At 62.5% G+C, this 24,477-nt stretch carries 20 protein-coding genes and 1 pseudogene; 8 read left to right on the top strand and 13 right to left on the bottom strand.

The window, feature by feature from the left end; genetic code table 11:
• Positions 1-40 precede the first annotated feature (40 nt).
• Entirely contained in the window at positions 41-2,854 is a 2,814-nt protein-coding gene (locus tag Q1K49_RS09460; RefSeq protein WP_300525491.1) for a tetratricopeptide repeat protein, read from the top strand.
• Positions 2,855-3,259: 405 nt separating this feature from the next.
• Here Q1K49_RS09460 and Q1K49_RS09455 read toward each other — a convergent pair whose 3' ends face one another.
• The 9 genes from Q1K49_RS09455 to Q1K49_RS09415 form a co-directional block, all read right to left on the bottom strand.
• Positions 3,260-3,556: a helix-turn-helix domain-containing protein gene (locus tag Q1K49_RS09455; protein WP_300525489.1), complete on the bottom strand. Its 297-nt coding sequence runs from the start codon at positions 3,554-3,556 to the stop codon at positions 3,260-3,262.
• Positions 3,549-3,923: a type II toxin-antitoxin system RelE/ParE family toxin gene (locus tag Q1K49_RS09450; RefSeq protein ID WP_300525487.1), complete on the bottom strand. Its 375-nt coding sequence runs from the start codon at positions 3,921-3,923 to the stop codon at positions 3,549-3,551. The genes Q1K49_RS09455 and Q1K49_RS09450 overlap by 8 nt, the downstream gene beginning before the upstream one ends.
• Positions 3,924-4,129: 206 nt before the next feature.
• On the bottom strand, positions 4,130-4,450 hold the full coding sequence (locus Q1K49_RS09445) for a pyrimidine/purine nucleoside phosphorylase (RefSeq protein WP_213693883.1): 321 nt from the start codon (positions 4,448-4,450) through the stop codon (positions 4,130-4,132).
• A gap of 294 nt (positions 4,451-4,744) precedes the next feature.
• A complete protein-coding gene (gene dctP, locus Q1K49_RS09440; protein ID WP_300525484.1) occupies positions 4,745-5,791 on the bottom strand; it encodes a TRAP transporter substrate-binding protein DctP in 1,047 nt (348 codons plus the stop codon).
• Between the two features lie 180 nt (positions 5,792-5,971).
• Positions 5,972-7,288 (bottom strand): TRAP transporter large permease subunit, encoded by a 1,317-nt coding sequence (locus tag Q1K49_RS09435; RefSeq protein WP_300525482.1) that lies wholly within the window; start codon positions 7,286-7,288, stop codon positions 5,972-5,974.
• Between the two features lie 13 nt (positions 7,289-7,301).
• On the bottom strand, positions 7,302-7,718 hold the full coding sequence (locus Q1K49_RS09430) for a TRAP transporter small permease (RefSeq protein ID WP_300525509.1): 417 nt from the start codon (positions 7,716-7,718) through the stop codon (positions 7,302-7,304).
• A gap of 72 nt (positions 7,719-7,790) precedes the next feature.
• On the bottom strand, positions 7,791-8,339 hold the full coding sequence (locus tag Q1K49_RS09425) for an L-2-amino-thiazoline-4-carboxylic acid hydrolase (protein ID WP_300525479.1): 549 nt from the start codon (positions 8,337-8,339) through the stop codon (positions 7,791-7,793).
• A gap of 219 nt (positions 8,340-8,558) precedes the next feature.
• Positions 8,559-9,470, bottom strand: a complete 912-nt coding sequence (locus Q1K49_RS09420; protein WP_300525477.1) for a DMT family transporter — start codon at positions 9,468-9,470, stop codon at positions 8,559-8,561.
• A gap of 273 nt (positions 9,471-9,743) precedes the next feature.
• Complete coding sequence (locus tag Q1K49_RS09415) at positions 9,744-10,535, bottom strand: class I SAM-dependent methyltransferase (protein WP_300525475.1); 792 nt, start codon at positions 10,533-10,535, stop codon at positions 9,744-9,746.
• Positions 10,536-10,897: 362 nt separating this feature from the next.
• On the opposite strand from Q1K49_RS09415, the gene Q1K49_RS09410 reads away from it, so the two are divergent.
• From Q1K49_RS09410 to Q1K49_RS09380, 7 genes are all read left to right on the top strand, one after another.
• On the top strand, positions 10,898-13,177 hold the full coding sequence (locus Q1K49_RS09410; RefSeq protein WP_300525472.1) for an FAD-dependent oxidoreductase: 2,280 nt from the start codon (positions 10,898-10,900) through the stop codon (positions 13,175-13,177).
• Complete coding sequence (locus tag Q1K49_RS09405) at positions 13,174-15,345, top strand: Tex family protein (protein ID WP_300525470.1); 2,172 nt, start codon at positions 13,174-13,176, stop codon at positions 15,343-15,345. The genes Q1K49_RS09410 and Q1K49_RS09405 overlap by 4 nt, the downstream gene beginning before the upstream one ends.
• A gap of 55 nt (positions 15,346-15,400) precedes the next feature.
• Entirely contained in the window at positions 15,401-15,934 is a 534-nt protein-coding gene (locus Q1K49_RS09400) for a signal peptidase II (protein ID WP_300525468.1), read from the top strand.
• A gap of 503 nt (positions 15,935-16,437) precedes the next feature.
• On the top strand, positions 16,438-17,223 hold the full coding sequence (locus Q1K49_RS09395) for an amino acid ABC transporter ATP-binding protein (protein WP_300525466.1): 786 nt from the start codon (positions 16,438-16,440) through the stop codon (positions 17,221-17,223).
• Positions 17,220-18,860, top strand: coding sequence for an ABC transporter substrate-binding protein/permease (locus tag Q1K49_RS09390; protein WP_300525463.1), 1,641 nt, complete (start codon positions 17,220-17,222; stop codon positions 18,858-18,860). Before Q1K49_RS09395 ends, Q1K49_RS09390 begins: the two co-directional genes overlap by 4 nt.
• Positions 18,861-18,876: 16 nt before the next feature.
• Entirely contained in the window at positions 18,877-20,538 is a 1,662-nt protein-coding gene (locus Q1K49_RS09385; RefSeq protein WP_300525461.1) for an alpha/beta fold hydrolase, read from the top strand.
• A gap of 294 nt (positions 20,539-20,832) precedes the next feature.
• Positions 20,833-21,330 (top strand): putative metallopeptidase, encoded by a 498-nt coding sequence (locus Q1K49_RS09380; RefSeq protein WP_213694083.1) that lies wholly within the window; start codon positions 20,833-20,835, stop codon positions 21,328-21,330.
• Between the two features lie 56 nt (positions 21,331-21,386).
• Here Q1K49_RS09380 and Q1K49_RS09375 read toward each other — a convergent pair whose 3' ends face one another.
• The 4 genes and pseudogenes from Q1K49_RS09375 to Q1K49_RS09360 form a co-directional block, all read right to left on the bottom strand.
• Positions 21,387-22,421, bottom strand: a complete 1,035-nt coding sequence (locus Q1K49_RS09375; protein WP_300525455.1) for an HD domain-containing phosphohydrolase — start codon at positions 22,419-22,421, stop codon at positions 21,387-21,389.
• Positions 22,422-22,519: 98 nt separating this feature from the next.
• Positions 22,520-23,443, bottom strand: coding sequence for a hypothetical protein (locus tag Q1K49_RS09370; RefSeq protein WP_300525452.1), 924 nt, complete (start codon positions 23,441-23,443; stop codon positions 22,520-22,522).
• A gap of 105 nt (positions 23,444-23,548) precedes the next feature.
• Positions 23,549-24,091 carry a hypothetical protein gene (locus Q1K49_RS09365; RefSeq protein WP_300525450.1) on the bottom strand — a complete coding sequence of 181 codons (543 nt, stop codon included), beginning with the start codon at positions 24,089-24,091 and terminating at the stop codon, positions 23,549-23,551.
• 230 nt (positions 24,092-24,321) lie between these two features.
• A pseudogene (locus Q1K49_RS09360) lies at positions 24,322-24,477 on the bottom strand ((2Fe-2S)-binding protein); the annotation flags it as partial.

Here is a 24,477-nt window from a genome sequence, read left to right as displayed (position 1 = left end):
GTTCGCACGTGCGCGGAGCACTGCCTGAGGAGGCGATTCCGTGAACGGAGGCAGACATCGAGAGGGCGCACCGGCGGTGACCCGCACCTCCGCCGCCCGATCGCACCGGGACGAACCGGTCTCCCGCCAGATCAGCGTGCGCCCCGCTCGGGAACGCGCCGCGGAGCTGTGCCCTTTCTGCCTCCAGGAGCGCACTCCCGCCTCCGGTCCCTGCCCCGCCTGCGGCGAGGGCGGCGAAATCCGCCGCACCAGCCCACTGCACCTGCCCCCGGGAACGATCCTCCTCGACAAATATCTTGTGGGAAGGGTGCTCGGACACGGCGGTTTCAGCATCACCTACCTCGCCCTCGACCTTTCCCTGGACGTGCGCTGCTGTCTCAAGGAGTACTTCCCCGCCAACCTCGTGACCCGCAACGCCGGACAGACCCTCTCGGTGGAGGTCTTCCGGGAAGAACGCGGCTCCGGAGGCGATCCGCGAGAGATCTACGAAGAAGGACTGCGGCGCTTTCTCGACGAGGCCCAGATCCTCGCGCGCTTCGAGAATCACCCGGGCATCGTCTCTGTGCGGGATTTCTTCGAGGCCAACGGAACAGCCTACATGGTGACGAGCTTCTTCGAGGGAATCACCTTCAAACAGTATCTGGAGCAGAGGGGAGGCTCCATCTCCTTCGACGCCGCCCTCAAGATCCTCATGCCCGTGCTGGACTCCCTCCGGGAGGTGCACCGGGCCGGACTGCTCCATCGGGACGTGAGCCCCGAGAACATCTACATCACCGCCTCGGGACAGGTGAAACTTCTCGATTTCGGCGCCGCCCGTTCCCTCGCCGGGGAGGGGCACAGCCTCTCCGTGGTGGTGAAGCCCGGCTACGCGCCGGAGGAACAGTACCGCACCCGGGGACGTCAGGGCCCCTGGACTGACGTGTACGGCGCGGCGGCGACCTTCTACCGCGCTCTCACGGGAAAAGTTCCCCAGGAGGCGCTGGAACGCCTCTCCGGGGACGACCTGCGCGCCCCCTCGGCGCTCGGGGCGGAACTCCCCGAAAAGGCGGAACTGGCCCTTGTAAAGGCTCTGGCCGTGAGAGCGGAGGACCGTTTCCAGAACATCGAGGCATTCCAGAAGGCCCTCACCGCCGCCCGGGGCGCACCCACGAAACAGCAGGCGCTCCGGCTGCGCAAACGCCGTCTCGCCGTCGGCGCGGGAGCGGCGCTCTTTCTGCTCCTTTTGGGCTTCGGCGGCTGGTACCACTGGGCGAACCAGCCGGAACAGCTCTTTCGCCGGGGCGAGCGTCTCACCGCCTCCGGAAAGTACGCCCAGGCACTGGCACTTCTCCAAAAAGCCCAGGACCGGGAGGGCGGCGCTCCCTGGGGAACGCTCCATCTCCTCATGGGACACTGCCTCCTCGAACTGCAGCGCCCCGCCGAGGCGGAGGAAGCCCTGTCCCGGGCAGTGCTCCGGGACCCCCTCGCCCGCCAGGCCTGGCAGCTCCTCGGCGACGCCCGCGTAGCCATGGACCGCCTTGCCGAGGCGCGCAGCGCCTATGCCCGCGCCGCCTCGCTCCCTCCCCAGGACGGCCCCTCCTGGCTTCGGGTGGGCGATCTCGCCCGACGCCTGCACCAGGACGACGAAGCCGCCGGAGCCTACGAGCGCGCCGTCGCCGTTGATCCCGACCTGGTCGAGGGCTGGATCGCCCTGGGAAACCTCGCGGCCTCCCGCAACCGCCCCGCCGAAGCGGAGCGCGCCTTTGGCCGCGCCACGGCCCTCGCGCCGGAGCGACGCGACCTCTGGAAGGCCCTCGGAGAGGCACGCCGCAGTCTGAACAATCCTTCCGGCGCCGCCGACGCCTTCGCCGAAGCAGCGGCACGGGCCGGAAACGACCCCGCCGAAGCCCTGTTCCTCGGCACGGCCCTGCTGGAACTGGACCGCCCCCGGGAGGCCGCAGGGATTCTCAACGCGGGCCTCGCAAAGACACCGCACGACCCGGCCCTGCTCGTTTCCGCCGCGGAAGCGTCCCGGCTCGTCGGCGATATCGCCGCAGCGGAAACGCACCTGCGGAACGCCGTGGCCGCCGACGGCGCATCCGCCGACGCGTGGAAAGCTCTGGGACTCCTCCTTCTCGATGCGAACAGGCCCGACCAGGCCCTCTCCGCTCTGGAGCGGGCCGCCTCGCTCCGCCCCGATGACGTGCCCCTGCGCAAACATCTCGGCATCGCCCTCGCCCGGACAGGACATCCCGCCGAGGCGGAGGAGACGCTCCTCCGCGCCGCAGCCGCCGCTCCCGACGACGGAGAAATTCTCCTCGCCCTCGGGGATGTTCGCCTCGGGGCGGACACCCCGCGGGACGCCCTCGCCGCCTATCTCGACGCGGCCCGAAAGGACGAAAGCCTCGCGGCGAAAGCCCTCGTCGGCCAGGGCAAGGCCCTTCTCGCCCTGGGACGCACCAACGAGGCCGCGGGAGCCTTCTTCGCCGCCACGGACCGCGACGCGACCTCCGTTCCCGCCTGGCTCGGCCTTGCGGAAGCCTCCCTCCGGCGCGAGCAGTACCGCCTCGCCGTGGATGCCCTCCGCCGCGCCCTCATCCTGGACCCGAACAACGAAACGGCCTGGCGCAGACTCGGCCAGGCCTACTTCAGCTGGGGGCAGTACGACGGCGCCATCGAAGTCTACAACCGCATCCTCTCCAACGCCTCCGGCGACGAGGCCGCCGAGCTGGAGCACTTCAACCTCGCCAAGGCCTACATCCAGATCGGCGACATCTCCTCCGCCTCGCGCATCCTCGACCTGCTGGAGGAACGCTCCTCCACCTACTCAAGCGAACTCCGCCGCCTCCTCGAAGGACGCCGCCCGGCGCAGTAGAAGCTCAGAAGGGCCACCACCACTTGGAGCATCTCAATCGGAGAGATCTTACCCATCTTTGCTGGACACTCTGATAAGCAAGCACAACGCCCATCAAAGATGAGTCATGAAAGACAAGACAGCTCAGGAAAAAAGGACACGAACCAGACACCCCGGAGATCCTGACGCAGCAGAGCACTACTCCGCGAAAAAAGAGAAGCAAAAGCACACCTCCCGGCGATCTCGCCGCGGCGGTGATCTCATGTGCGGCAATCTGGATGTCCTTTTAGATGCATCTTATGGGTGTCTGTGACAACTCTTTCTCCAGGTACAACAACCGCGCCCCATCCCACTTCCTCCACAACGCATGATCCCGTATCGGAATCGGTCCGTGTGTCCACAATCGGCGGACAAGAACAGAGGGTTCTATCCGATCCTGTACGATTCCCCGCCGGGAAAGGAGACTGTCAGGATAAGTTCCCCGCCCATGCCTCCCGCATATTTTTTCAGTGTTTCGATTCCAACGTTTTGTTCCCTCTCCATCTTCGAAACAGCGGGTTGTGTGATATTCAGATTCGCAGCAAGTGTTTTCTGCGAGATGTTTCGTTTTTTCCTGACCTCACTCAGAGAGAGCATGAGCAACCTGCGTTCCGCGTCTTCACGAATCCGCTCCTGTCTCTCCTGGGGCATTGCAGCCAGAAGATCCTTGAATTTTCTAGCCATCGCACTCGCCTCCTTCCGGCTCTCGTCTGATCTCTTCCAGATGGTTCAGATAGATGTCTTCAGCTATCGGAATGATTCTGTCATACCAGTTTTTATCGCCGCGTTTGTCTCCCCCGATGAGAAGAATAGCCTTTCTTCGCGGGTCAAAGGCGTATAGGATCCGCAATATCCGGGAATCGACATCGTCCCGCAATTCTCGAAGGTGAGGGACTTTTTTCGCGCCTTTGACTTCGGAAGAGTAAGGATAGCCAAGAGACACTCCTTTTTCCTCCAGGAGCATTACAAGAACGGCGACACTGTCTTGCGCTGTTTCGGACAACGTGTTCCACCATTCTTCAAATTCGTCGGTGTATTCGATCTCCCACATAAATATAACCTCCAGGTTATTTATACGCCTCGTCACTTTTTGCGTCAAGTCTTGTGATACCGAGCGCCGTGTTCGCCCGCAACACACCGAACACAATCTCCCGACTGCATGGCGAAGGCAGATCCAGGCAAACAACGACGCGGCGCCGGAAGGAATTCTCTTCCGGCGCCGTGCAGTGTTTTCCGTGTGGACAAGGTGGAGCGGGATCAGTCCTTGAAGTAGGTGCAGACGTATTCCGTGGGCTCGTCGCAGCGGTACTTGAACTTGCTGTTCGCGGGAATGCCGAAGGACTGCCCCGGACCGTAGGACTGCCAGTCCTCCCGGCCGGGCAGCACCACCGAGGCGACTCCGGCGGTCATCTCCATCAGTTCCCGGTCCGCCGTGCCGAACTCGTACTCTCCGGGCAGGATGACTCCCAGGGTCTTCTTGCTTCCGTCGGCGAAGAGAACGGTGCGGCTCTGCACCTTGCCGTCGAAATAGACGTTTGCCTTGGTCAGGACCGTTACTCCTTCAAACTTCTCGATCATGGGGAAAAGCCTCCTCCGGAAGAAATGAATGTGGCGGAACGAGAGAACATGCGTTTCCTGCCTTGCGGAATCGGTGACGAGCGTCGTTCTCCCCGAGAGTGCGGTCTCGGGGCGCCATCAAGTATACACTCTACGGTGCTCTGCTGCCAGAGAACCGATGTCTTTTCGGCCTCAGGAAAAACAGCCGGAGGGAGAAGAACGGAAGCCTAAGCTCCGTCCTCCTCCCTCCGGCTGTTCCGTGAGTCATCCTCCTCTCCTCGCGACACCGCGAAAGAGAGGGGGTTTCACTGTTCGCTACTCGGCGTAGCCGAGGTTCTTCGCCTCGTCCTTGTAGCCGAGTTCCCAGAGGACGTTCCGGTAGACTTCAAGGTATTCCTTGCCCTCGGGGATGGCCTCGCACTCGGCGAGAAGGAGCTTCGTGCCCACTTCGCGGGCCTTCTTCGCGTCTTCAGCACTCCAGCTTGCGACTTCGATGTTCGGATTGGATTTCCACTTTTCCCGGGCCTTGATCTCCGCCACGTAGATCAGGCTGGCCTGGAAGCGGGCCTTGTCGCGGGCGACGAGGAGAATGTCTTTGAAGTTCTGGGGAAGGGCATCCCACCGGGCGGGGTTCACCACGAGGGGGAAGTTCTCGTTCACGCCGGTGTGGTAGGCGGGATCAAGAACGAAGGTGGCGACTTCCTGGAAGCCCATGCGCATGTTCTCATCCCAGTAGGTCCACTCCGCGGCGTGGATGTTCTTGGTCTGGAAGGCCGTGTAGATTTCCGGAGCGGAGAGGGACACCGTGGAGGCGCCGAGTTCTTTGTAGAACTTCGCGCCGAAGCCGGAGGAGCGGATCTTCTTTCCCTTGATGTCCTCAATGGACTTGAGGGGAACCACGGACATGAGCTGCTCGGGCATGACGCTCTCCATGATGTGCCCCAGGTACTTGATGCCGTACTTCCCGTAGATCTTCTCGAAGAAGGGGAAGAGTTTCTCGTCCAGATAGACCCCTTCGGCGAAGGTGCTGATGGGGCACCCCGGTCGGGTGGTGAGGATGAACGCGGGGTCCTTTCCCGTCCAATAGGCGCTGTAAACCATGGCGGCGTCGACGATGCCGTTGGCGACGGCGTCGAAGGACTCGAACACGGGGAAGAGCACTCCCGCCGCATAGGGCTCGATGACGAACTCGCCGCCGGAAAGGGTCTTCACGGTCTCGCAGAAGTCCTCGGCGAGTTTCTGCTGTTCCGTTCCGGGCATGGCATGGGTGACGAGTCTCCAGGTCACCTTCGCCGCCAGAGCCGCCTGGGCTCCGACGAGGACGAACAGAAACACCAGGGCAAGGGCAAACATTTTTCTCATGTTGTCCAAAAGCCTCCTCTCTCGCGAAACGCCTCCGCATACACAGAAGGTCTCCTTCTCTTCCAAGCGCGTCGAACGTGGATGGTGCCCAAACGGACTCTCCTTCTCTCGGCGTTCACCCCTTTCTGTCCGAAGATGCGTCGTGCCGCGTTCCCTTCCGCAAGGCGCAAAGTGCAACGCTCAAAGCCCGAAGACGAACCTGGGGAGCCAGAGAACGATGGACGGAAAGAGAAAGATCAGGATGATGCAGAGGATCTGCAGCGCCAGAAAGGGCACGCTCGCCCGATAGATGTCCACGATGGAAACATCCTCGGGGGCGACTCCCTGGAGATAGAAGAGGCTGAAGCCGAAGGGGGGTGACATGTAGGCGCACTGAAGCAGCACGTTGAAGGAGAGCCCCACCCAGAGGGGATCGAAGCCGAGCCGGGAGAGAATGGGCGCCAGGATGGGCACCGCAAGGAAGATGATGGCCCCCGGCTCCAGGAACATGCCGAGGAAGAAGATGAAGAGCGCCGCCACGACGAAGACCATGTTCGGCCCGCCCGGCATGGACATGGCGAGGTTCGCCACGAGGGTGTTTCCCCCGAGCCCGGAGAAGACCGAGCCGAAGGCGGAGGCGCCGATCATCATCCATCCCACCATGGCGGACACGGAGATGGTCTCGAAACAGGAGGAGTAGACGATCTCCCAGGTGAGCCGCTTCTTGAAGAAGGCGATGATCATGGCCCCGAAGGCGCCGAAGGCGGCGGCCTCGGTGGGCGTGGCCATTCCCATCAGGATGGAGCCGAGGACGATGACGATGAGCAGTCCCGGCAAAAACACGTTCCGCAGGGCGGCCAGCTTCTCCCTCATCGTCGCCCGCTCGTCCGGCGGCAGCGCGGGGGCGAAGGAGGGATCGAGGAGCCCCCGGAGGAGCACATACCCGATGTAGAGAACGGCGAGCAGCACTCCCGCGGAAAGTCCCCCCGCGAAGAGTCCCCCGATGGAGACACCGGTGACGCATCCGTAGAGCACCATGTTCGTGCTGGGAGGGATGAGCTGCCCCAGGGTTCCCGCGCTCATGACGCACCCCAGGGACATGTTGCGGTTGTAGCCGTGCTTGAGCATCTGGGGAAGGCCGATCAACCCGAGGCCGATGACCCCCGCGGCGACGACGCCGGAAACGGCGCCGAGGATGGCCCCCACCACCACGGTGGCGACGGCGAGCCCTCCCCGAAGACCGCCGGACCACTTGTAAAAGGCTTTGTACAGATCCTCCACCACGTTGGTCTTCTGGAGGATATAGGCCATGTAGATGAAGAGCGGCACGGCGATGATGACGAAGTTGTTCATGGAGCCCCACGCCGCGGAGACCACCAGATTGAGGGCTCCCGCCCCCCAGAGGAAATAGGCGAAGACGATGGCCACCGCCGCGAGGGAAAAGGCGATGGGCACGCCGAAGGCGAGGAGAAGGAAGAGCGATGCGAACATCAGAAGCGGATAGAATTCACGGGCCATGGCCGTCCCCTCCTCACTCGGGCTTTGCGCCCGCGGCCTTCCCGAGCTTCGGGAAGATGAGGGCGAGCATGTCCTTGAAGGACTGCCAGGAAAGGAGGGCGCAGGACAGAGGAATGATCCAGCGGTACCACCACACCTCGGGGTTGAAGGGGGTCTGGTGGGTGGAGCGCTCCCGCATGAGGGTGGAGCGGTAAGCGGCGGGAATGCTCACCCAGAGGAGAACGAGCACCACGAAGAGCACCACGCCCTCGGCGAAGATTCCCTGAATGCGGCGCCACCGTGAAGGAAGGTAATGATTGATCACGTCCACGGCGACGTGTTTTTTCTCCTTGTGGCAGTAGGCGGCGCCCAGCATGAAGAAGGTCCCGTAGAGGAAGAGGGAGATCTCGAAGCTCCAGACGGGGGTCTCGTTGAGGAAGTACCCCTTCAGGGCGCTGTTAGACGATCTCCAGAATGAGCGGCAACAGCAGAAGGGAGACGAGCTTGCCGAACCGATCCATGTTCATGAGCCGCACCCCGCAGACGACGGAGCTTCTCCGTACCGGTGGCAGCAGCAGGAATCGCCCTTCATCAGCGTCGCGGAACGGGAGAAGGTCAGGTTTTCGGAGAAGCCCCTGGCGATGGCGAAATCGATGGCACAATAGAGTTCGCCCTCCTCCACCATGCCTTTTTCCTTCCATTCCTCGCACATCGGGCAGTAGGTGATGTCGCTTCCGTTCTCCCGCTTCATCGCCTTCCAGGCGAAATGCAGCGGAAGGTCGTAGTGTTCGGCCAGGGTCTCGCACGTGAGTTCCTTGCCGTGCCGCAGCACCTCCTCACGAATGCGCCTTCCCCGTTCTTCGCCGAAACGGGCGACGACACGCTCCACCAGTTTCCTCCCCTCGCTCTCGCCCAAAACGGCCACACTTTCCCGCACGAAAAGGGCGTGAAAGTGTGCCAGAGCCCGGGCCATATCGTCCACGCTTTTTCGCAACACTTCGGAATTCTCTCTCATATCCTCGGTCACTCTCCATTCCACCTCGCTTTCGACATGACACAGCAACGCACCCATGACATCTCCCGACGAAACACTCTCCCTTGAAATGACCACATTGCAACAGGTGTTCGAAACTCCGGGACCTTGCTGTGTTTTTTTCCGTGTACCGGTTTTCCTGCATCGATTTCTCGGGGAGAGCGACCGTGATTGTTCCGAATCGCTTTCAAAGAAACGGGAGAAAGGCGAAACCTTCCCCTCTCGTCTTTCGGCCTCGGAGAAAGAAACATTCCTCTCTCAGGGGCGCCCTTCGGAAAAAGCCTTGCGAAAGCGGGCGAGAAGGAGTTCCGGCTGCATCTCCGTAAGGAAAACCGCCGCCAGGATGAGAACGCATCCCGTCACCATGGGGGAGGTGAAGAGATCTCCCATGAGCAGGATCCCCGCGGCGGCGCCGAACACCGATTCGAGACTCAGGAAAATGGATGCGTGCGTGGAGGGCGTGAATTTCTGTGCGACCGTCTGGATGAGAAAGGCTCCGGTGGTGCAGAAGAGCACGAGATAGGCCATGCTCCACCACGCCCTTCCCCCGAGTTGCGTGAGGTCCGGAATCGTTTCGAAGAAGGGAGCGCAGAGTGCGGCGTAACAGAAGACGAAGAGAAGCTGCAGCGTGGCCAGGCGATACGCGTCCATGCGGGGCGCGAAGGCTTCCAGGGAAACGATGTGCAGGGAATAGAACACGGCACAGGCAAGAGTGAGCCCGTCGCCGAGGGAGATGGAGAAGCTCTCCTGCAGAGTGAGCAGGGCCGTTCCCACGAGACAGAGAAAGGAGGCGGCAAAGGCATTCCATTCCGGAATTCTTCGTCGCAGTGCCCAGGCGGCAAAGGGAACGAGCACCACATAACTGGCGGTGAGAAAGGCCTGCTTTCCCGCCGTGGTGTACTGGAGCCCCACGGTTTGGGTGGCGAAGCCGAGAAAAAGAAACAGCCCCACCCCCGCGGCGATTTTGAGATCCTTCAGGGTCGTGCCCCGCAGGGACTTCGAAAAAATCAGGACCAGCAGTCCTCCCGCCAGAAAAAACCGCACCGCGAGAAGGGAAAAGGGAGGAAAGAACACGAGGGCATCCTTCATTACAACAAAACCGATGCCCCAGAAAAGTGCCACCGAGGCGAGCCCCACATCGGCGAGCAGCGTCCGGGTTGTACCTTTCATTCGGTTTCCAGCTCCTTCTCTCCCGTCAACACCATCCTTGAGCCCGGATTTTTTCTCCAGGCACAGCGTCGACTGGTCGGATTCTCTTGCACCGGCCTCTCGACAGAGAGGAATACCAAAGATTATACAGTATTCTCATCGGGAGAACAAGATTGCACACAACAAGAATCTTCCGGACCGAGAAGCGGCTTCCCGTCAGGGCACGAACGCCTCGGAAACGCGTCAGGGCGACGGAGCCATCGCAATTCGCTCATACACCCACGTGGAACTCCGCTATTTTTTCACCTCGAGAACATACGACAGGGGAACTCCTTTGTGATCCAGGTGCTCAAACATACCTGAAATATCGTAATCAAACTCCTGCAACTGGATGATATTCATTCCGGAATGGCAAAGAGAGTTCACGATTTCCGAAAAAGAATGGGAGTAACTGGTGAATTTTTTGGAACAGTCGCTCTTTTTTGTAATGTACTGCGCGCCTCCGTTGTCAATCCATTCCTTTCCAAAATACGAGTTTCTCAACACCGTCGGAGTTGCTTCGTCATAAAGCTCTTCTCCGGGAGCACAAAGCATGTCCGTCACAGGATGCTGTTCATTGATCAGCAGAAAACCGTTCCGGGACAGGCATTGCGAAATTTTGTCAAAAAACGGGCCGAGATTTTTGAACCAGCACAGCGTTCCGATAGTTATCAACGCGACGTCGAAATACCCCGAATAGTCTTCGCCGATGTCCAGAATATTGGTCGCAATAAACCTGCAGTTTATTTTCAATTCCTTTGACTTTCTATTCGCAAATTCGACCTGATTTTCTGCGATGTCAAAGCCGATCCCCTCTCCGGCCCCGGAGGATTTCACCAGAGAAAGCAGCTCTCGTCCGTTGTTGGAACAGAAATGTGCAAGACGCCTGCCCTTCATGTCGTATTTCTTCAAAACGTCCGCCATGTCTTTCTGAAAGAACGGATATGCTTCGCGGTGCACTCTCTCGACGATATCCTCTCCCCATGCGCCGTCTCTGTTGTTGAAAGCGTCCTCCCATGCGACCTTGTTGGAAGCGATGTACTCCATGAGCGTTTTCCTCTTTTCTTTCAGTCTGTTTCCCCTCCCCCGAGGAGCGTCCCTGTGAAGAGCCGACAGAAAAGACCGGGTGTCGAAGGTGGGGGGAGGCGACTACGGGATGTTCCGTGGAAGGAACGAAAACGATGATCACAGCGAAGAAGGGCCTTTCCGACGACGCACATCATCCTACTGTATCCCCGTCGGAAAGGCAATCTAAGGAAGCCGTTCGGCGGAACGAACCGAAATCCTTCCGGGGAAATCGCGGACAATGCGGTTCCTTCTTGTCCTCCTTCGGGGTATCATGCTGGGAATCGGGCAACATGGAACGGAATGCATAGAGAAGGCGCAGAAACGAAAGGAGTCGAGAGCCCATGCACAGGAGAGAACTGTGCTTTTCCGCTGCGACGAGAAGACGTCTCATCCTTGCGGTCTTGCTGATGGCTGCACTGTTCGGCACTGTCACGACGGCTTCCGCCGCAACGGCAGAGCGCGACTACGACGTGATCGTGGTGGGAGCCGGTGCGGGCGGTACGGCGGCGGCGCTCCAGGCGGCACGGAGCGGCGCCCGGGTGGCGCTTCTGGAGGAGACGAACGTCGTCGGAGGCCAGATGACCGCGGCGGCGGTGTCCACCATGGACGACATGTACGCCAACTGGTCCGGCATCTACGAGGAATTCCTCGCCAAGGTGAAAGCCCACTACGACGCGCTGGGCAAATCCACCGGCACCTGCTACTGGGTTCCCTTCACCATCGCCTTCGAACCTTCGGTGGGGGAGGCGGCGCTTCTGTCGCTCTTCGAGGAGACCCGCAGCGGCGCGGCCCTTCGGGACCGAACGCCCCGCACGCTCGACCTGTTCCTGCGCTCTTCGGTGATCCAGGTTCTCAAGGACAGGCAGGACACCACCGTCACGGGAGTGCTGGCAAACCTGGACGGCACGCCGACGCTCCTCCGCTGCAAGGTTCTGGTGGACGCCACGGAATACGGGGACGTGCTGCCCCTGGCGGGGGCCGCCTACCGGGCGGGCAACGCGGAGACGCCTTTCCTCGATCTCGACGCCCGGATTCAGGACATCACCTGGGTGGCGGTAATGAAGGCCTATCCCAGGGGCATTCCGGAGCACTTGCGGATGTCCACGCCTCCTCCCGGCTACGAGGAGCGGGTGGAACTCTTCCGGAGCTACCTCACCAGGGACGGCAACCGTTTCTGGGGATACCCGGTGAAGCTGCCGGTGAACTTCCACAGCCACAACGCCTACCGGGGCCTGCCGGACTCCTCCGCCCCTGGAAACGCCGACGCCTCCACCGCCTACAGTTGGCTTCTCCTCTCGAAGACGGGGGTCAACTGGTGCAACGACTATCCGGGCAAGCCCGGCTACGAGGGGCGGAGCGGCCTTCCCGTACGCTATTTCGAGGACGGGGCCTTCCGCCGGGAGACGAACGCCCGGGCACTGCTCAAGACGCTCCAGTTCCTCTACTACGTGCAGAACGAACTGGGCCTGTCCTGGTCGGTGGCGGACGACGAGTTCGACAGTCCGGCGAATCTGGAGATCGTGCGGGGCATCGTTCCCGAGGAGTACGCGCCCCTCGTGCGCCGCTTCCCGCCCATGCCCTACGTGCGGGAGAGCCGGCGCCTCGTGGGCCTGGAGACCCTCACCTCGACGGAGCTGCGGCGGAACTCCGAGAGCTACCTGGCGGGCGGACCGGGCTTCGAGCAGCCTACGTCCCTCGCGGTAGGAAGATACATCCTGGATCTGCACGGCTCCAGCGAGACCGAGGCGCTGGAGGCGCGCTTCGGGGAGACCGCCGAGTCCACGGCGGAAAACAAGCCCCGGGGTCCCTTTCAGGTGCCCTTCGAGATCTTCATTCCCGAAAAAGTGGACGGACTCGTTGCGGCGGAGAAGAACCTCTCCATGACCCGCCTCACCTCCGGGGCGCTGCGCCTGCAGCCTATCTGCATGTTCACGGGACAGGCCGCGGGGGCCATCGCCGCGGCGGCGGTGCGCGGCGGCATCCCTCCCCGGAAAGTGAACCCCCTTCTCGTGCAGCGAAGCCTTCTCGAAGCGGGAAGCGTCCTCGCCCTGCTCCGCTATAGCGACGTGCCCAGAAACCACCCCTACTGGGCGGCGGTGCAGCTCGCCACCGTCCGGGAACTGCTGGAGCCCCGGGCGTATCCCACGGCACCGGCACCGCGCCTGGACGATCTGAACACCCTGCTCGCGACGGCGAAGAAAGGGCGCCTCCAGGGCATTTTCGGCGTGGATGAGCCTCTTGCCCCCGCCGAGGCGGTCCGCCTGCTTGCCCGCGTTGCGGCCCTCGGCGAGCGTGCTCCCCAGCCGTTCCGCCCCGTCGCGTCGGCGCGCTTCGTCACCCGGAGCGAATTCGTCCGCGCCCTGGCGGAACTTTTCGACCTCTCCGCCGACACCCCGGAGGTGCCGACGCCGCTCTACGGCGACGTTCCTGCGGGCAGCCGCCTCGACAAAGCGCTCCGAGGGCTGGACGCGCTGGGAGCGCTCACCGGCGTGGAGGGGGGCACCGCCTTCCGCCCCGAAGCGCCGCTCTCCCGGGGGCTCGCGGTGGACCTGGTCTACCGGGTACTCGGCGCGGAGGCGCTCTGGTTCGGAAACGGACACAACGAAGGACCGGAGCGATGACGTCCCGCCACACCGCGCTCGTCGCGGAGGAACTTCATCTGCGTCCCGAATCGGTGACGGCGGCGGCGGAACTCTTCGCCGAGGGATGTACCATCCCCTTCGTCGCCCGCTACCGGAAGGAGGCGACGGGTTCCCTCGACGAAGTGGCGCTCCTTTCCATCCGGGATCGCCTCGCTCAGTTGGAGGAGCTGGACAAGCGCCGGGAGGCGATCCTCAAGTCCCTGGAGGAACGGGAGCTGCTCACGGAGGAACTCCGGCGCAACCTGGAGGAGGCCCCCACCCTGGCTCGTCTGGAGGACATCTACCTCCCCTTCCGACCGAAACGACGCACCCGGGCGACCATCGCCAAGGAAAAGGGACTGGAACCGCTGGCGGCTCTCCTGTGGCAACAGTGCGGCACCGATCCCGCCGCGGCGGCGAAGGAGTACGTGGACCCCGAAAAGGGCGTGGAGAACGTCGACGACGCTCTGGACGGAGCCTGCGACATCATGGCAGAGTGGGTGAGCGAGGACGGTACCGCAAGGGCGTCCCTGCGGCAGCTCTTCGCCGCCAAGGCCGCACTCGCCTCCAGAGTGAAGAAGGGCAAGGAGGAAGAGGGAGCGAAGTTCCGGGACTACTTCGCCTGGAACGAGCCTGCGGCGAAGGCTCCCTCCCACCGCGTGCTCGCCCTCTTCCGGGGGGAGCGGGAGGGATTCCTCTCCCTGTCGCTGCTTCCTCCGGAGGAGGAGGCCCTGACCCTGCTGGAACGCCTCTTCGTCAAAACGACAGGCCCGGACGGAGCGGAGGTCCGGGCAGCCGTGGCCGACGGCTACACCCGGCTGTTGGCGCCCTCCATGGAGACGGAACTGCGGAACGCCCTGAAGCGCAACGCCGACGCCGAAGCCGTGACGGTTTTCGCCCGCAACGTCCGGGAAGTGCTCCTCGCCCCGCCGCTGGGGCGCAAGGTGGTGCTCGCCGTCGATCCCGGCCTGCGCACGGGGTGCAAGCTGGTGGTGCTCTCTCCGGAGGGGAAGCTCCTGGAGACGGCGGTCATGTATCCCCACACGGGCAAGGAGAGCGCGAAAGAGGCGCTCCGCCTCGTTCGGGACCTTGCGGCACGGCACGGCGTGGAGGCCGTGGCGGTGGGCAACGGCACGGCGGGGCGGGAGACCGAGGCCTTTCTCCGGGGCGCGGAGCTGCCGGGAAATCCTCTCGTGGTGATGGTGAACGAGAGCGGCGCCTCCATCTATTCCGCCTCCGACGTGGCGCGGGAGGAATTTCCCGACCAGGACGTGACGGTCCGCGGGGCGGTCTCCATCGGGCGGCGTCTCCAGGATCCTCTCGCGGAACTGGTGAAGATCGACCCCAAGTCCATCGGCGTCGGCCAGTACCAGCACGACGTGGACCAGAAGCTGCTCCGGCAGGCTCTGGACGACGTGGTGACCTCCTGCGTCAACAGCGTCGGTGTGGACCTGAACACCGCCAGCCGCGAGCTGCTTTCCTACGTGTCCGGCCTCGGCCCCCAGCTCGCGGCGAACATCGTCACCTTCCGGAACGAACACGGCCCCTTCCGAAGCCGGAAGGAGCTGCGCAAGGTGCCCCGGCTGGGTCCCAAGGCCTTTGAACAGGCCGCGGGATTCCTGCGCATCCGGGACGGCGAGAACCCCCTCGACGCGAGCGCCGTCCATCCCGATGCCTACGACATCGTGGAAGAGATGGCCCGCGACCTGGCCTGCAACGTAGCGGACCTCCTCGCGGAGGAGACGCTCCGCCGCCGCATCGACCCCGCCCGGTACGTACGGAAGGGAGTGGGGCTGCCCACCCTTGCGGACATCCTCGCGGAACTCGCCAAACCCGGACGGGACCCGCGGAAGAGCTTCGAGGCGGTGTGCTTCGCGCCGGGCGTCACCACTCTGGAGGATCTCGTGCCCGGCATGATCCTCCAGGGCGTGGTCTCCAACGTCACCGCCTTCGGCGCCTTCGTGGACGTGGGGGTGCATCAGGACGGACTCGTTCACGTGAGCCGCATGGCGGACCGCTTTGTGGCCGATCCGTCGGAACTCGTCTCGCCGGGGCAGCGCGTCCGCGTGGCCGTGGAGGGAGTGGACATCCCGCGGCGGCGCATCTCCCTCACCATGAAGGGCATACCGCAGCACGAGCCGGAGGACGCCTCCGGGGAAAGCGCATGACCGGCGCATCCGTCGAACCTGCACGGCGACGCACCGAACAGAGACGGTGAGAAACATGCCCCGGCTCCGTCGCCCCTTTCCCTTTCTCCGGATCGTCCTCGTCGCCATCGCGTCGGACCAGGTACTGAAACTCTGGGCCCGGGAACACCTTCTCCCCTGCGGGGGGAAACTCCCGGGGCTCTTGCTCTGCCTCTCCCAAAACCGGGGGATCGCCTTCGGGCTCTTTCGGGAGCGGGGGTTCCTTCTCGGCCTGTTCGGTCTCGCCGTTCTCGCGGCGGGGACGGCGCTCTTTCTGCGCTCCGCGGGACACGCCCCTTCCGATGAAGAGGCACGGAAGCGGAAAAGCACGACGATGCCGTCCTCCGAAGCCAGAACGTCTTCTTTTCTTCCGGGACTCGCCCTGCTCTGGGGCGGCGCCCTGGGCAACGTCGCGGACCGCCTCCTCTTCGGAGCCGTCACGGATTACCTCCGCATTCCCCTTCCTTTCCATCTCTTCGGAGGCTCCCTGTCGCTGAACCTCGCGGACGGATGGATCATCCTGGGAGCACTCCTCCTCTTCACGATGCATCTCCGGTTCCTTCGAAACTGAGAAACCTCTGAAGAACGCCGAACCGAACTCGCGAAAACGCGATGCGATCGAGAGCGAGGGGAACTCTTTTCATCAGAGCTTCCCTGAATCTCTTCCCCAAGGCAGCCACCGCTTCCGCACCCTGCGCCACAACCCCATCGACGGCACCGGAGCCGAGCTGCTACCTCCGCATGAACCTGTCCCTCGAACACGAAAAGGCACTCCTGGAAAAGTGCGACACATCGCCGCAGACGGCCTTCGAACACCATGGAAACTTTTTCGCACGGCGGAACGCACACGACTCTCGCGGCCACCGCACACCGGAACACCCCTTTTGCAGAAGGTGCACGCAGGATCGGCAAGAAACGGAAGAGAGTCCCGGCACCCCTTCCTGCGGAAAAGATGACAGAACTCTTTCAAACGGAGAAAACTCCGGGAAATACTTCTCCAGGCCGTTGCTTTTTCGGCGATTTCTGTCATGCTATGCCTACTTCGGCTTCCATATTCAAGGGAGGTGGTATGGGTTGACCAAAGTGGGTGCACCCCTGATCCACGTGGAAAACCTCTGCAAGAGTTTCGAGGATGGAGAAGTACTCAAAAATGTCTCCATCGACATTCGGGAGGGGGACCTCGATTCGGTCATCGGTCCTTCCGGGTGCGGCAAATCCACATTTTTACGGTGCCTCAACTGTATGGAATACCTCGACTCCGGAAACATCACCATCGCCGGCGTCACCGTGAGCCGTACCGGCACGGAAGAACATCTGGACCGCCCCTTCCTGGAAGCCTGCGCCCAGATGCGCAAGAACGTCGGAATGGTGTTTCAGAGCGTCAACCTCTTCCCCCACAAGACGGTTCTCGACAATGTCATGCTCGCCCCCCTGGTGGTCAAGAAGGAGGCCCCCGACCAGGCCAGGGAGAATGCGCTGCGCCTGCTCGCCAAGGTGGGGCTCAAGGATTTAGCCGCCCGCTATCCCGCGACGCTCTCGGGAGGCCAGGCGCAACGTGCCTCCATCGCCCGGGCTCTGGCGATGAATCCCAAGGTGATGCTCTACGACGAGCCCACCTCGGCCCTGGACCCGGAGCTGGTGAACGAGGTGCTCCAGGTCATGAAGGACCTCGACGCGGAGGGAATGACCCAGATCATCGTCACCCATCACATGCGCTTCGCCCGAAACGCCTCGGACTACATCGTCTTCATGGACGGCGGGGAGATCGTCGAAAAGGACGACGGCGACGTGCTCTTCACCACACCCAAGAACGAACGAACCCGTGAGTTTCTGCGGCACTTCACGGAGGAGGTGGCATGATGGCCCACGAGCGACACCGCTCCGCGTCGCCGGACGAGTGGAAGATGGCAGGACAGATCGTCCGCGTTCTCTTTCCGCTTTTTGTCCTCGTTCTGACGCTTTGCCTCGTTCCGGGCATCCCGGGATCCGCCGCGGCGGAAAAGCCCGCCCTGAAATGGGGAGGCGACACCGAAGGCGGCGCGCCGTTCATGTTCGCCGACCCCGCCGATCCGGACATGCTCATCGGCTTCGAAGTGGAGATCGTCGAGCAAATCGCGGACTATCTCGGCATGCGGGCCGAGTTCGTGCAGAACGGCTGGGATAACCTGATTCCGGGGCTGCAGCGCCACCTCTACGACATCTCCATCAACGGCCTGGAGATCACCCCGGAGCACAAGCAGGAAGTGAACTTCTCCATTCCCTACTACCGCACCTTTCTCCAGCTCTCGGTGCGGCGGGACGAAAAGGGCATCACCTCCCTGGAGGACTGCACGGACAAGGTGGTGGGCACTCTCAAGCAATCCTACGCCTATTTCACCCTCGTCGACGCGGGGGTGAAGGACATCCGCACCTACGAGGACGAGATCAACGCCTACACGGATCTGCAGAACGGGCGCCTTGACGCCACGCTCTTCGACGCACCCATCGCCATCTACTACGCGGGGTTCAACCCGGAGATCAAGTTCGTGGGCGGCCCCATCGGAGAGATGGAGTACGGCATCGCCCTCCGCAAGGAGGACACGGAGCTGCTCCGGAAGATCAACGAGGCAGTGGTGCACCTCCGGGATTCCGGGGAGCTGCGGCGCATCTACGACCGGTGGAATCTTTGGAGCCCCGTCATGGCGGATCTGTTCCAGGACTTCTCCCCCGCGAAGGAGGCCCCCTCGCGCTTTCAGGAATGGGCGGAACACCAGAAACCCGAGTTCACTCTGGCGCTGCGCCTGAAACGCTACGCGGGCTTTCTGCCCATTCTGGGGCGGGCCGCGGTGGTCACCATGGAGGTCTCCCTCGCCGCCATGGCTCTGGCCATCGTTCTCGGGCTTTTCCTGGCCATGACCCGCATCTTCGGTCCGTCACTCCTCTCGCACCTCGCCGTGCTCTACATCGAGTTCATCCGGGGGACTCCCGTGCTGATCCAGCTCTTCTTCATCTTCTACGGGCTTCCCCACATCGGCATCAAACTCAGTCCCTTCGTTGCGGGCGTTCTGGGCCTCGGCCTCAACTACGCCGCCTACGAGGCGGAGAACTACCGGGCGGGGCTCCTCTCGGTGCCGCGCCTTCAGATGGAGGGGGCCCTCGCCCTGGGCATGTCCCGATGGGAGGCACTGCGTCATGTGGTGCTTCCCCAGGCCATCCGCGTCTCCCTGCCGCCGGTGACGAATGACTTCATCTCCCTGCTGAAGGACTCGTCCCTCGTGTCGGTCATCACCATGGTGGATCTCACCAAGGCCTACGGACAGCTTGCCACTACCTATTACGACTACTTCGGCACGGGCATCCTGGTGGCGATCATCTACCTTCTCCTGGGCCTTCCCTTCGTGCGCCTCGCCCGCTGGACGGAGCGCCGCATGGCCGTGGCCGTCCACGGCGGTGCCACCCCGGGGGGGACGGGACGAAACGGCAAGTATTCCCTCGGGCGCAAACCCGCGTCCTACTAGAAACAGGGACGCCGTGATGCGCTTTCCACGGAACGGAGTTTTCAACCGCTTCGCGATGCTCCTCCTCGGAGGGTTCGCCGCGCTGCTGCTGACGCTTCCGGGACAGGTCTCGGCGCAGCACATTCCCGCGACCCTGCCCGGTGCGTTTTTTCCGGCCCAGGTCGGGACCGCGCCGGCGTCACGGGAGCCATTGCAGCTCCCCTTTCCTCCGGTGCTTCGGGAGGGACTCCCCCGCTTCGTTCCGGGACCGTGCCCCATGGAGATCCCCAGGGCGTTGCGGGGACGGGTGTCCTGCGGCGTCCTCGTCGTTCCCGAAAACAGGGCGAATCCTTCCGAATCGGCACTCGTGCGCATCGCCGTGGCGATCCTCCGCAGCTCCTCCCCCTCTCCGGCACCCAACCCGGTGCTCTTTCTCGAAGGGGGACCAGGGGATCCCACGCTGCCTTCTCTGGAGGATTGGGAGGAGTCCCCCTTTCTCGAAAAGCGCGATCTGATCCTCTTCGACCAGCGGGGAACGGGGTTTTCCACCCCCTCCCTGGAGTGTCCCGAACTCTACGACATGTGGGACCGCACCCGGGACCGCCATCTCACCGCGGGAGAGCACGAGGAGGAACTGCTTTCCGCGGTGGGGGCCTGCGCGGTCCGTCTCCGGGGGCTCGGCGTCACCCTCGAATGCTACGACACGGCGGCGAGTGCCGCCGACGTGGAGGATCTGCGGCGCGCTCTGGGCATCCCGCAATGGAACCTCTACGGCATCTCCTACGGAACCAGGCTGGCCCTGGAGGTGATGCGGCGCACTCCCGAAGGAGTGCGGAGCGCCATTCTCGATTCCTGTGTTCCCCCCCAGGCCGGGGAATACGAGGAGGCCCCGGAGAACATGCTCCGGGCCTTCCGGTACTTCTTCGACACCTGTAAAGCCGACTCCCGCTGCGCCGCCGCCTTTCCCGACCTGGAGCGGAACTTCTACGAGACGGTGACGCGGCTGAACCGAAAACCGCTTCGGCTCTCCCTCCAATACGAGGACGAGCCGAAGCCGCTCCCCATGCTCTTCACCGGATGGGACCTGGTGAACCTCCTCTTCGACTTCCTCTACGACGAGACGCTCCTCCCCTATTTCCCCCTCCTCCTGGCCCAGATCCGGGCCGGGGACACGGCAGCCCTTTGCCGCTACTACGAGGAGGGAAGCAGCTGGTCCAGCGACGGCCTGTACTATTCGGTAAAATGCCGGGACGAGGCTTCGGCGAACAACCCCGAGACAGTGCTGGAGAACCTGGAACGCCTCCCCTCGACCCTGCGGGGCTACGATCCCTTTCCCGGCGAGTTCGCCGCCTGCGCTCTCTGGAACAACGGAACGGCCTCCCCCGACGTGAACGCGCCGGTCTCCGGGGCTATTCCCACGCTGGTTCTCGCCGGGAGCTACGATCCCATCACGCCCCCCGAATGGGGACGCCGGGTCGCGTCGAGCCTGGAAAAGGCCTCTTTCTTCGAGTTCCCCCACCGGGGGCACGGCACAACCTTCTACGGTTGTCCTCTTGAACTCGCCCTGGCCTTCCTCGACCAGCCGGACCATACCCCCTCGGCCTCCTGCGAGGCGGACGAGCCTCTCGTTTTTCCAACAAAAAGAAATGAAAAGGACTCCCCCTACGGCATCGCCGATCCACCCCGGAAACGCCGTTGAGGCGACGGGACGCAACCCTGCGTTGAAAGGGAGTCTCCCTGCTGTTAGAATCAAAGACGGTCTCGTCGGGTTTTCACCGTGAACGTCGCCGGAGGCGTTTCCCCGAAGAGACCGTCCTTCCCTCGGAACAGGGGCACCGCACGGGCGCGCCCTCCCGCCGCAAAACCGCCGGGCGTTTCTCCGGCGCTTTTCCTCTTCTCGATCCCGTCGTTTCGGAGGACGTCGTCTCGCGGGTCCGGAAGCCGCATCATTCGCATCTGTCCACATTTCTTAAGGAAAGCAGGGATCGGTCACATGGAAGAACTTCTCGGTTTCGAGATCTGCAACGCCCGGTACAAACCCCTGGCGGAATTGCTGATCCGCAAGTACGACGAACTGCGCCACATCGACCCGGATTCGCTCCTCTTCGTCCTGAACCGAAAAAATCCCGGCAAGAGCCGCCGGAGCAAGGTCCTTCTGGCGCAGACCTACAAAGTTCCCGCAAAATGGCAGGAGATCATCTACCAACTCGGCGGCCTGTCCTATTTCTTCCTCGTCGAGTTCTACGAGAAGAGCATTTCCGTCCTGGACGGCAATCAGATGACCGCTCTGGTCTATCGGGAACTGCGGCGCATCACGCTGAACGGCAATGTGGCCGCCCCGGACGTGCACGAATGGTACCAGGTGCTCCAGGGGCTGGGGCGTCATTGGTTCTATCCCGACGCCACATGCCCGGATCTCCTGGCGGACAACGTGGACTGGAAGAAGCTCATGGGCCCCAACTATGAGCCTCCGCTTCCGATGGAGGGATAAAAAACGGCGGGTATTTCCGAACACAGACTCCACCCTGGAAAGGGCGGTCCGAAGAGCTAGAGGGGAAAAGCGGGAAAGGCGAAACCCTCCCGGAATAGATGCCGGCAGGATGCCACGACACGGGCGTCGTAGCGTTTGCCCGCGCCCTCGTAGATTTCCTCAAGGGCTTTTTCGAGACCGCGGGAAGGAAGGTAGGGACGGTTCGACGCCATGGCCTCCACCACGTCCGCCACGGCGAGAATGCGTGCTTCCGTCCGGAGGGTCTCTCCGGAAAGTCCGTTGGGGTAGCCCGAGCCGTCGAGGCGCTCGTGGTGCTGCAGGACGATCTCCGCCACGGGCCAGGGAAAGTCGATGTTCCGGAGAATGTCGTATCCGGCTCCGGCGTGGGTCCGGATGAGCGCGAACTCCACGGAACTCAGGACTCCGGGCTTGCTCAGCACCTCCGCGGGAACGGTGATCTTGCCCACGTCGTGCACCAGCGAGGCAAGGTACACGCCGCGCACTTCCGCCTCGGACAGGCCCAACTCCCGGGCGACGGCCTGAGCGAGAACGGCCACGCGCCGCTGGTGCCCCGCCGTGTAGGGATCGCGCAGCTCCACCACGGAGGCGAGAATCTGGATGGTCTGCTCCCAGGCCTTCTCAAGCCGACCGAGGCTCTCGCGCAACTCCGCCTCCGCCCGTTTGCGCTCCGAAATGTCCCGGTAGATCACATAGTACTCCAGATCGCCCTCGGGCTCTTCCGGAAGAATGAGCGTCCCCAGGAGATCCACGTACAGGGGGCTTCCGTCCGTGCGATACCGGAGCACCTCTACGGCCACCTTTTCCCCCCGGAGAATGCGGGCGGTGAGGTCCGAGGCCTCGGCATACTTGTCCCCCATGGAGACGAGAACGTCCAGTTCCTTCCCCACCACCTCTCCGAGGGAGGCGAACCCGAAAAGATCGCAGAAAGAGCGGTTCACCCGCAGTATCCGCCCACCGGCATCAAGGAGCACCACTCCTTCAAGGGAGCTCGCGAAAAGCTGCTCCATCCGGCGCTGCTCCGCCCGGAGCTCTCTCTGCCCCCGGAGACGTTCCTCTTCCTCGTCCTGCATGGCACGACCTCCCCTCTACAAAACTTGGTTCTTCGGACATGCCGTGTGCCGCCACTGAAAAGAAGGGTTTCGGATCGAAAGAGAAACTTTTAAAAAATTCAGAAGAGGAACCGATAGATGAAAAAAAGGACCATGACGAGGACACCCGCAAGGATACCGAAGAACACTGCGGGAGGAAGCGGTTTTTTCGCCCCGCCCTCCCCCGGAACCCCTTCATCGAGGTGCCCCTGTCGCAGCATGAGCGAGTTCTGGGCGGAAAGAAGCCCCCGGAATCCCTTGGTAATTTCAAGTTCCATGAGCGTTGACTCCTCGGTACGCGCCTCCACCCGAAGAACACGCCCCTCCACCTTGCCGTCGAAAAGTCCCTTCCTGGCCTTGGAGATGAGGGAATAGAGCACCGATTCCTCGGGAAGTTTCACCACCACCATCTCGCCTTCCTTGAACCGGTTCGCCGCCTTTCCCTTCAAAGGGTCGATGATGGCAGTACAGTTCACATAGACGACGGATTCCTTCTCCTCCGTCGCGCCCTCACCCGTTTCCGCTCCTTCCGGTGAGGACGCTTCGCCTTCCTCCGGCGATTGAGCCGCTCCCCGGGAGGGGAGAAAGGGACGGATCTCGTCGTCCGCGGCGTTCTCCACCCGGACGAAGGCGTGCACCTCCGCCTTGAGCGCCGAGGTCCCGTAGTCGTTCAGCTTGGCCTCCATGTCCCGTGCGGCCTTGCCGTTCGTCTCCAGCAGCTCCGAGGGGCGTACCGCCGCCAGAGCCTGGCTGATGACGTTCTGGAGAACCTCCCTGGAGGGGCAGACATCCGAGCCGAGCACGAAGGGGATGTATTTCGTCCACTCTCCGCGGATTCCGGGGAAAGGGACCCCCTCTTCCACCAGACGGCATTGCACGCTGTAGATGCTTCCGTTGTCGATGATCGCGTAGAAGGCGACGAGACTTGCGCTCTCCTCGGAGGTGGTGATGTCGCAGTAGCCCTTCACCACCCGATATCGCCCACTTTTGAGGGCATTCGCCACAAGGCATCATCCTTTCCTTTTCAAAGCGTCAAAGCCTTCCCGCAAGGGCTTTGCAGCTTGCCGTCACAAGACGGGACCGGGGAGAACCCGGCATTTCCTCTTCGGTCAGAACCTCTTCTTGCCGCGATATTCTCCCGAGAGAAGCCGGGAAAGTTCCTCCGCGGCGTCTCCCCGATCCTCCTGCGCGTCCTTCCGGTTTTTGTCGTACTCCTTCTGCAGTTTTCTCGCGAGGTTTTCATCCACTTCGATGAGACGGAAGGTGGAGAAGGACTCCTTGCGTTTCACCTCGAAGTATTTGTGATCCCGGATGAGAATTCCCTCGGAAAAGATGTCCAGCAAGCGGTTGATCAACAAATCGATCGTGTCCGTGCACATTCTCGACTCGAATCGTTTCCACATGGCGAGGGAGATCTCCTGAGTCGTGAAGGGTTTGAAGACCGCCACGATGTTTTCGTTGGGAAAAGCCCCGTAATAGTCGAAGATCACCGCATCCTCCACACGCTCCACCATGAAGGCGGCAAAGAGATCCCGCAGCTTCGTCTGGATCATGAGCTTGCCCTGGACGACTTCTTCCTTCTTCCACTGGTAGATGATCACGTTGCCTTTTTCGATGTCACCTCGGTCGAGAACATCCTTGAGCAGCATCATTTTTCGATCCCTCCCCGGAACGAGACGTTTTTCGCGCTCCGTCGTCCCTTCATCCGATGCGCGCACATCCCTTCGAAAAGCATTATACCGTTTTCGCAAACGCCACGGGATACGGTCTTTCCGAAACGACTCTCCACAAAACGGGGCGGCTTTTACGCCGCCCCGCTCATACGGACTCCGCACAGTCCGAGTACCCTTATGCCGATCCCCCGTTCAGGCTCCGGGAGAAATCAGTCCTCCTTCGATTCCGCCAGCAGAGCGAGCTTGACGGGTTTTGCCGGGGGACGGATGGTTCCGGGAGGGATCTCCGCGTAGGGGGTTCCGGTGATCCTGGCGATCTCCCGAAGGATGATCTCACGGCAGCCCCGGCCCTGGCACGGGCCCAT

Origin of the sequence: Aminiphilus sp. (assembly GCF_029975095.1) — a bacterium.
In the GTDB taxonomy this organism is placed as follows: Bacteria; Synergistota; Synergistia; order Synergistales; family Aminiphilaceae; genus Aminiphilus.
This window is presented reverse-complemented; position numbering and strand designations above follow the sequence as displayed.

Excerpts from the sequence above, each read along its gene's own strand:
- Q1K49_RS09455 (WP_300525489.1), bottom strand. The coding sequence starts at position 3,556 with ATGGCTAGAAAATTCAAGGATCTTCTGGCTGCAATGCCCCAGGAGAGA.
- Q1K49_RS09450 (WP_300525487.1), bottom strand. The coding sequence starts at position 3,923 with ATGTGGGAGATCGAATACACCGACGAATTTGAAGAATGGTGGAACACG.
- Q1K49_RS09445 (WP_213693883.1), bottom strand. The coding sequence starts at position 4,450 with ATGATCGAGAAGTTTGAAGGAGTAACGGTCCTGACCAAGGCAAACGTC.
- dctP (WP_300525484.1), bottom strand. The coding sequence starts at position 5,791 with ATGAGAAAAATGTTTGCCCTTGCCCTGGTGTTTCTGTTCGTCCTCGTC.
- Q1K49_RS09435 (WP_300525482.1), bottom strand. The coding sequence starts at position 7,288 with ATGGCCCGTGAATTCTATCCGCTTCTGATGTTCGCATCGCTCTTCCTT.
- Q1K49_RS09425 (WP_300525479.1), bottom strand. The coding sequence starts at position 8,339 with ATGGGTGCGTTGCTGTGTCATGTCGAAAGCGAGGTGGAATGGAGAGTG.
- Q1K49_RS09420 (WP_300525477.1), bottom strand. The coding sequence starts at position 9,470 with ATGAAAGGTACAACCCGGACGCTGCTCGCCGATGTGGGGCTCGCCTCG.
- Q1K49_RS09415 (WP_300525475.1), bottom strand. The coding sequence starts at position 10,535 with ATGGAGTACATCGCTTCCAACAAGGTCGCATGGGAGGACGCTTTCAAC.
- Q1K49_RS09410 (WP_300525472.1), top strand. The coding sequence starts at position 10,898 with ATGCACAGGAGAGAACTGTGCTTTTCCGCTGCGACGAGAAGACGTCTC.
- Q1K49_RS09405 (WP_300525470.1), top strand. The coding sequence starts at position 13,174 with ATGACGTCCCGCCACACCGCGCTCGTCGCGGAGGAACTTCATCTGCGT.
- Q1K49_RS09400 (WP_300525468.1), top strand. The coding sequence starts at position 15,401 with ATGCCCCGGCTCCGTCGCCCCTTTCCCTTTCTCCGGATCGTCCTCGTC.
- Q1K49_RS09390 (WP_300525463.1), top strand. The coding sequence starts at position 17,220 with ATGATGGCCCACGAGCGACACCGCTCCGCGTCGCCGGACGAGTGGAAG.
- Q1K49_RS09385 (WP_300525461.1), top strand. The coding sequence starts at position 18,877 with ATGCGCTTTCCACGGAACGGAGTTTTCAACCGCTTCGCGATGCTCCTC.
- Q1K49_RS09380 (WP_213694083.1), top strand. The coding sequence starts at position 20,833 with ATGGAAGAACTTCTCGGTTTCGAGATCTGCAACGCCCGGTACAAACCC.
- Q1K49_RS09375 (WP_300525455.1), bottom strand. The coding sequence starts at position 22,421 with ATGCAGGACGAGGAAGAGGAACGTCTCCGGGGGCAGAGAGAGCTCCGG.
- Q1K49_RS09365 (WP_300525450.1), bottom strand. The coding sequence starts at position 24,091 with ATGATGCTGCTCAAGGATGTTCTCGACCGAGGTGACATCGAAAAAGGC.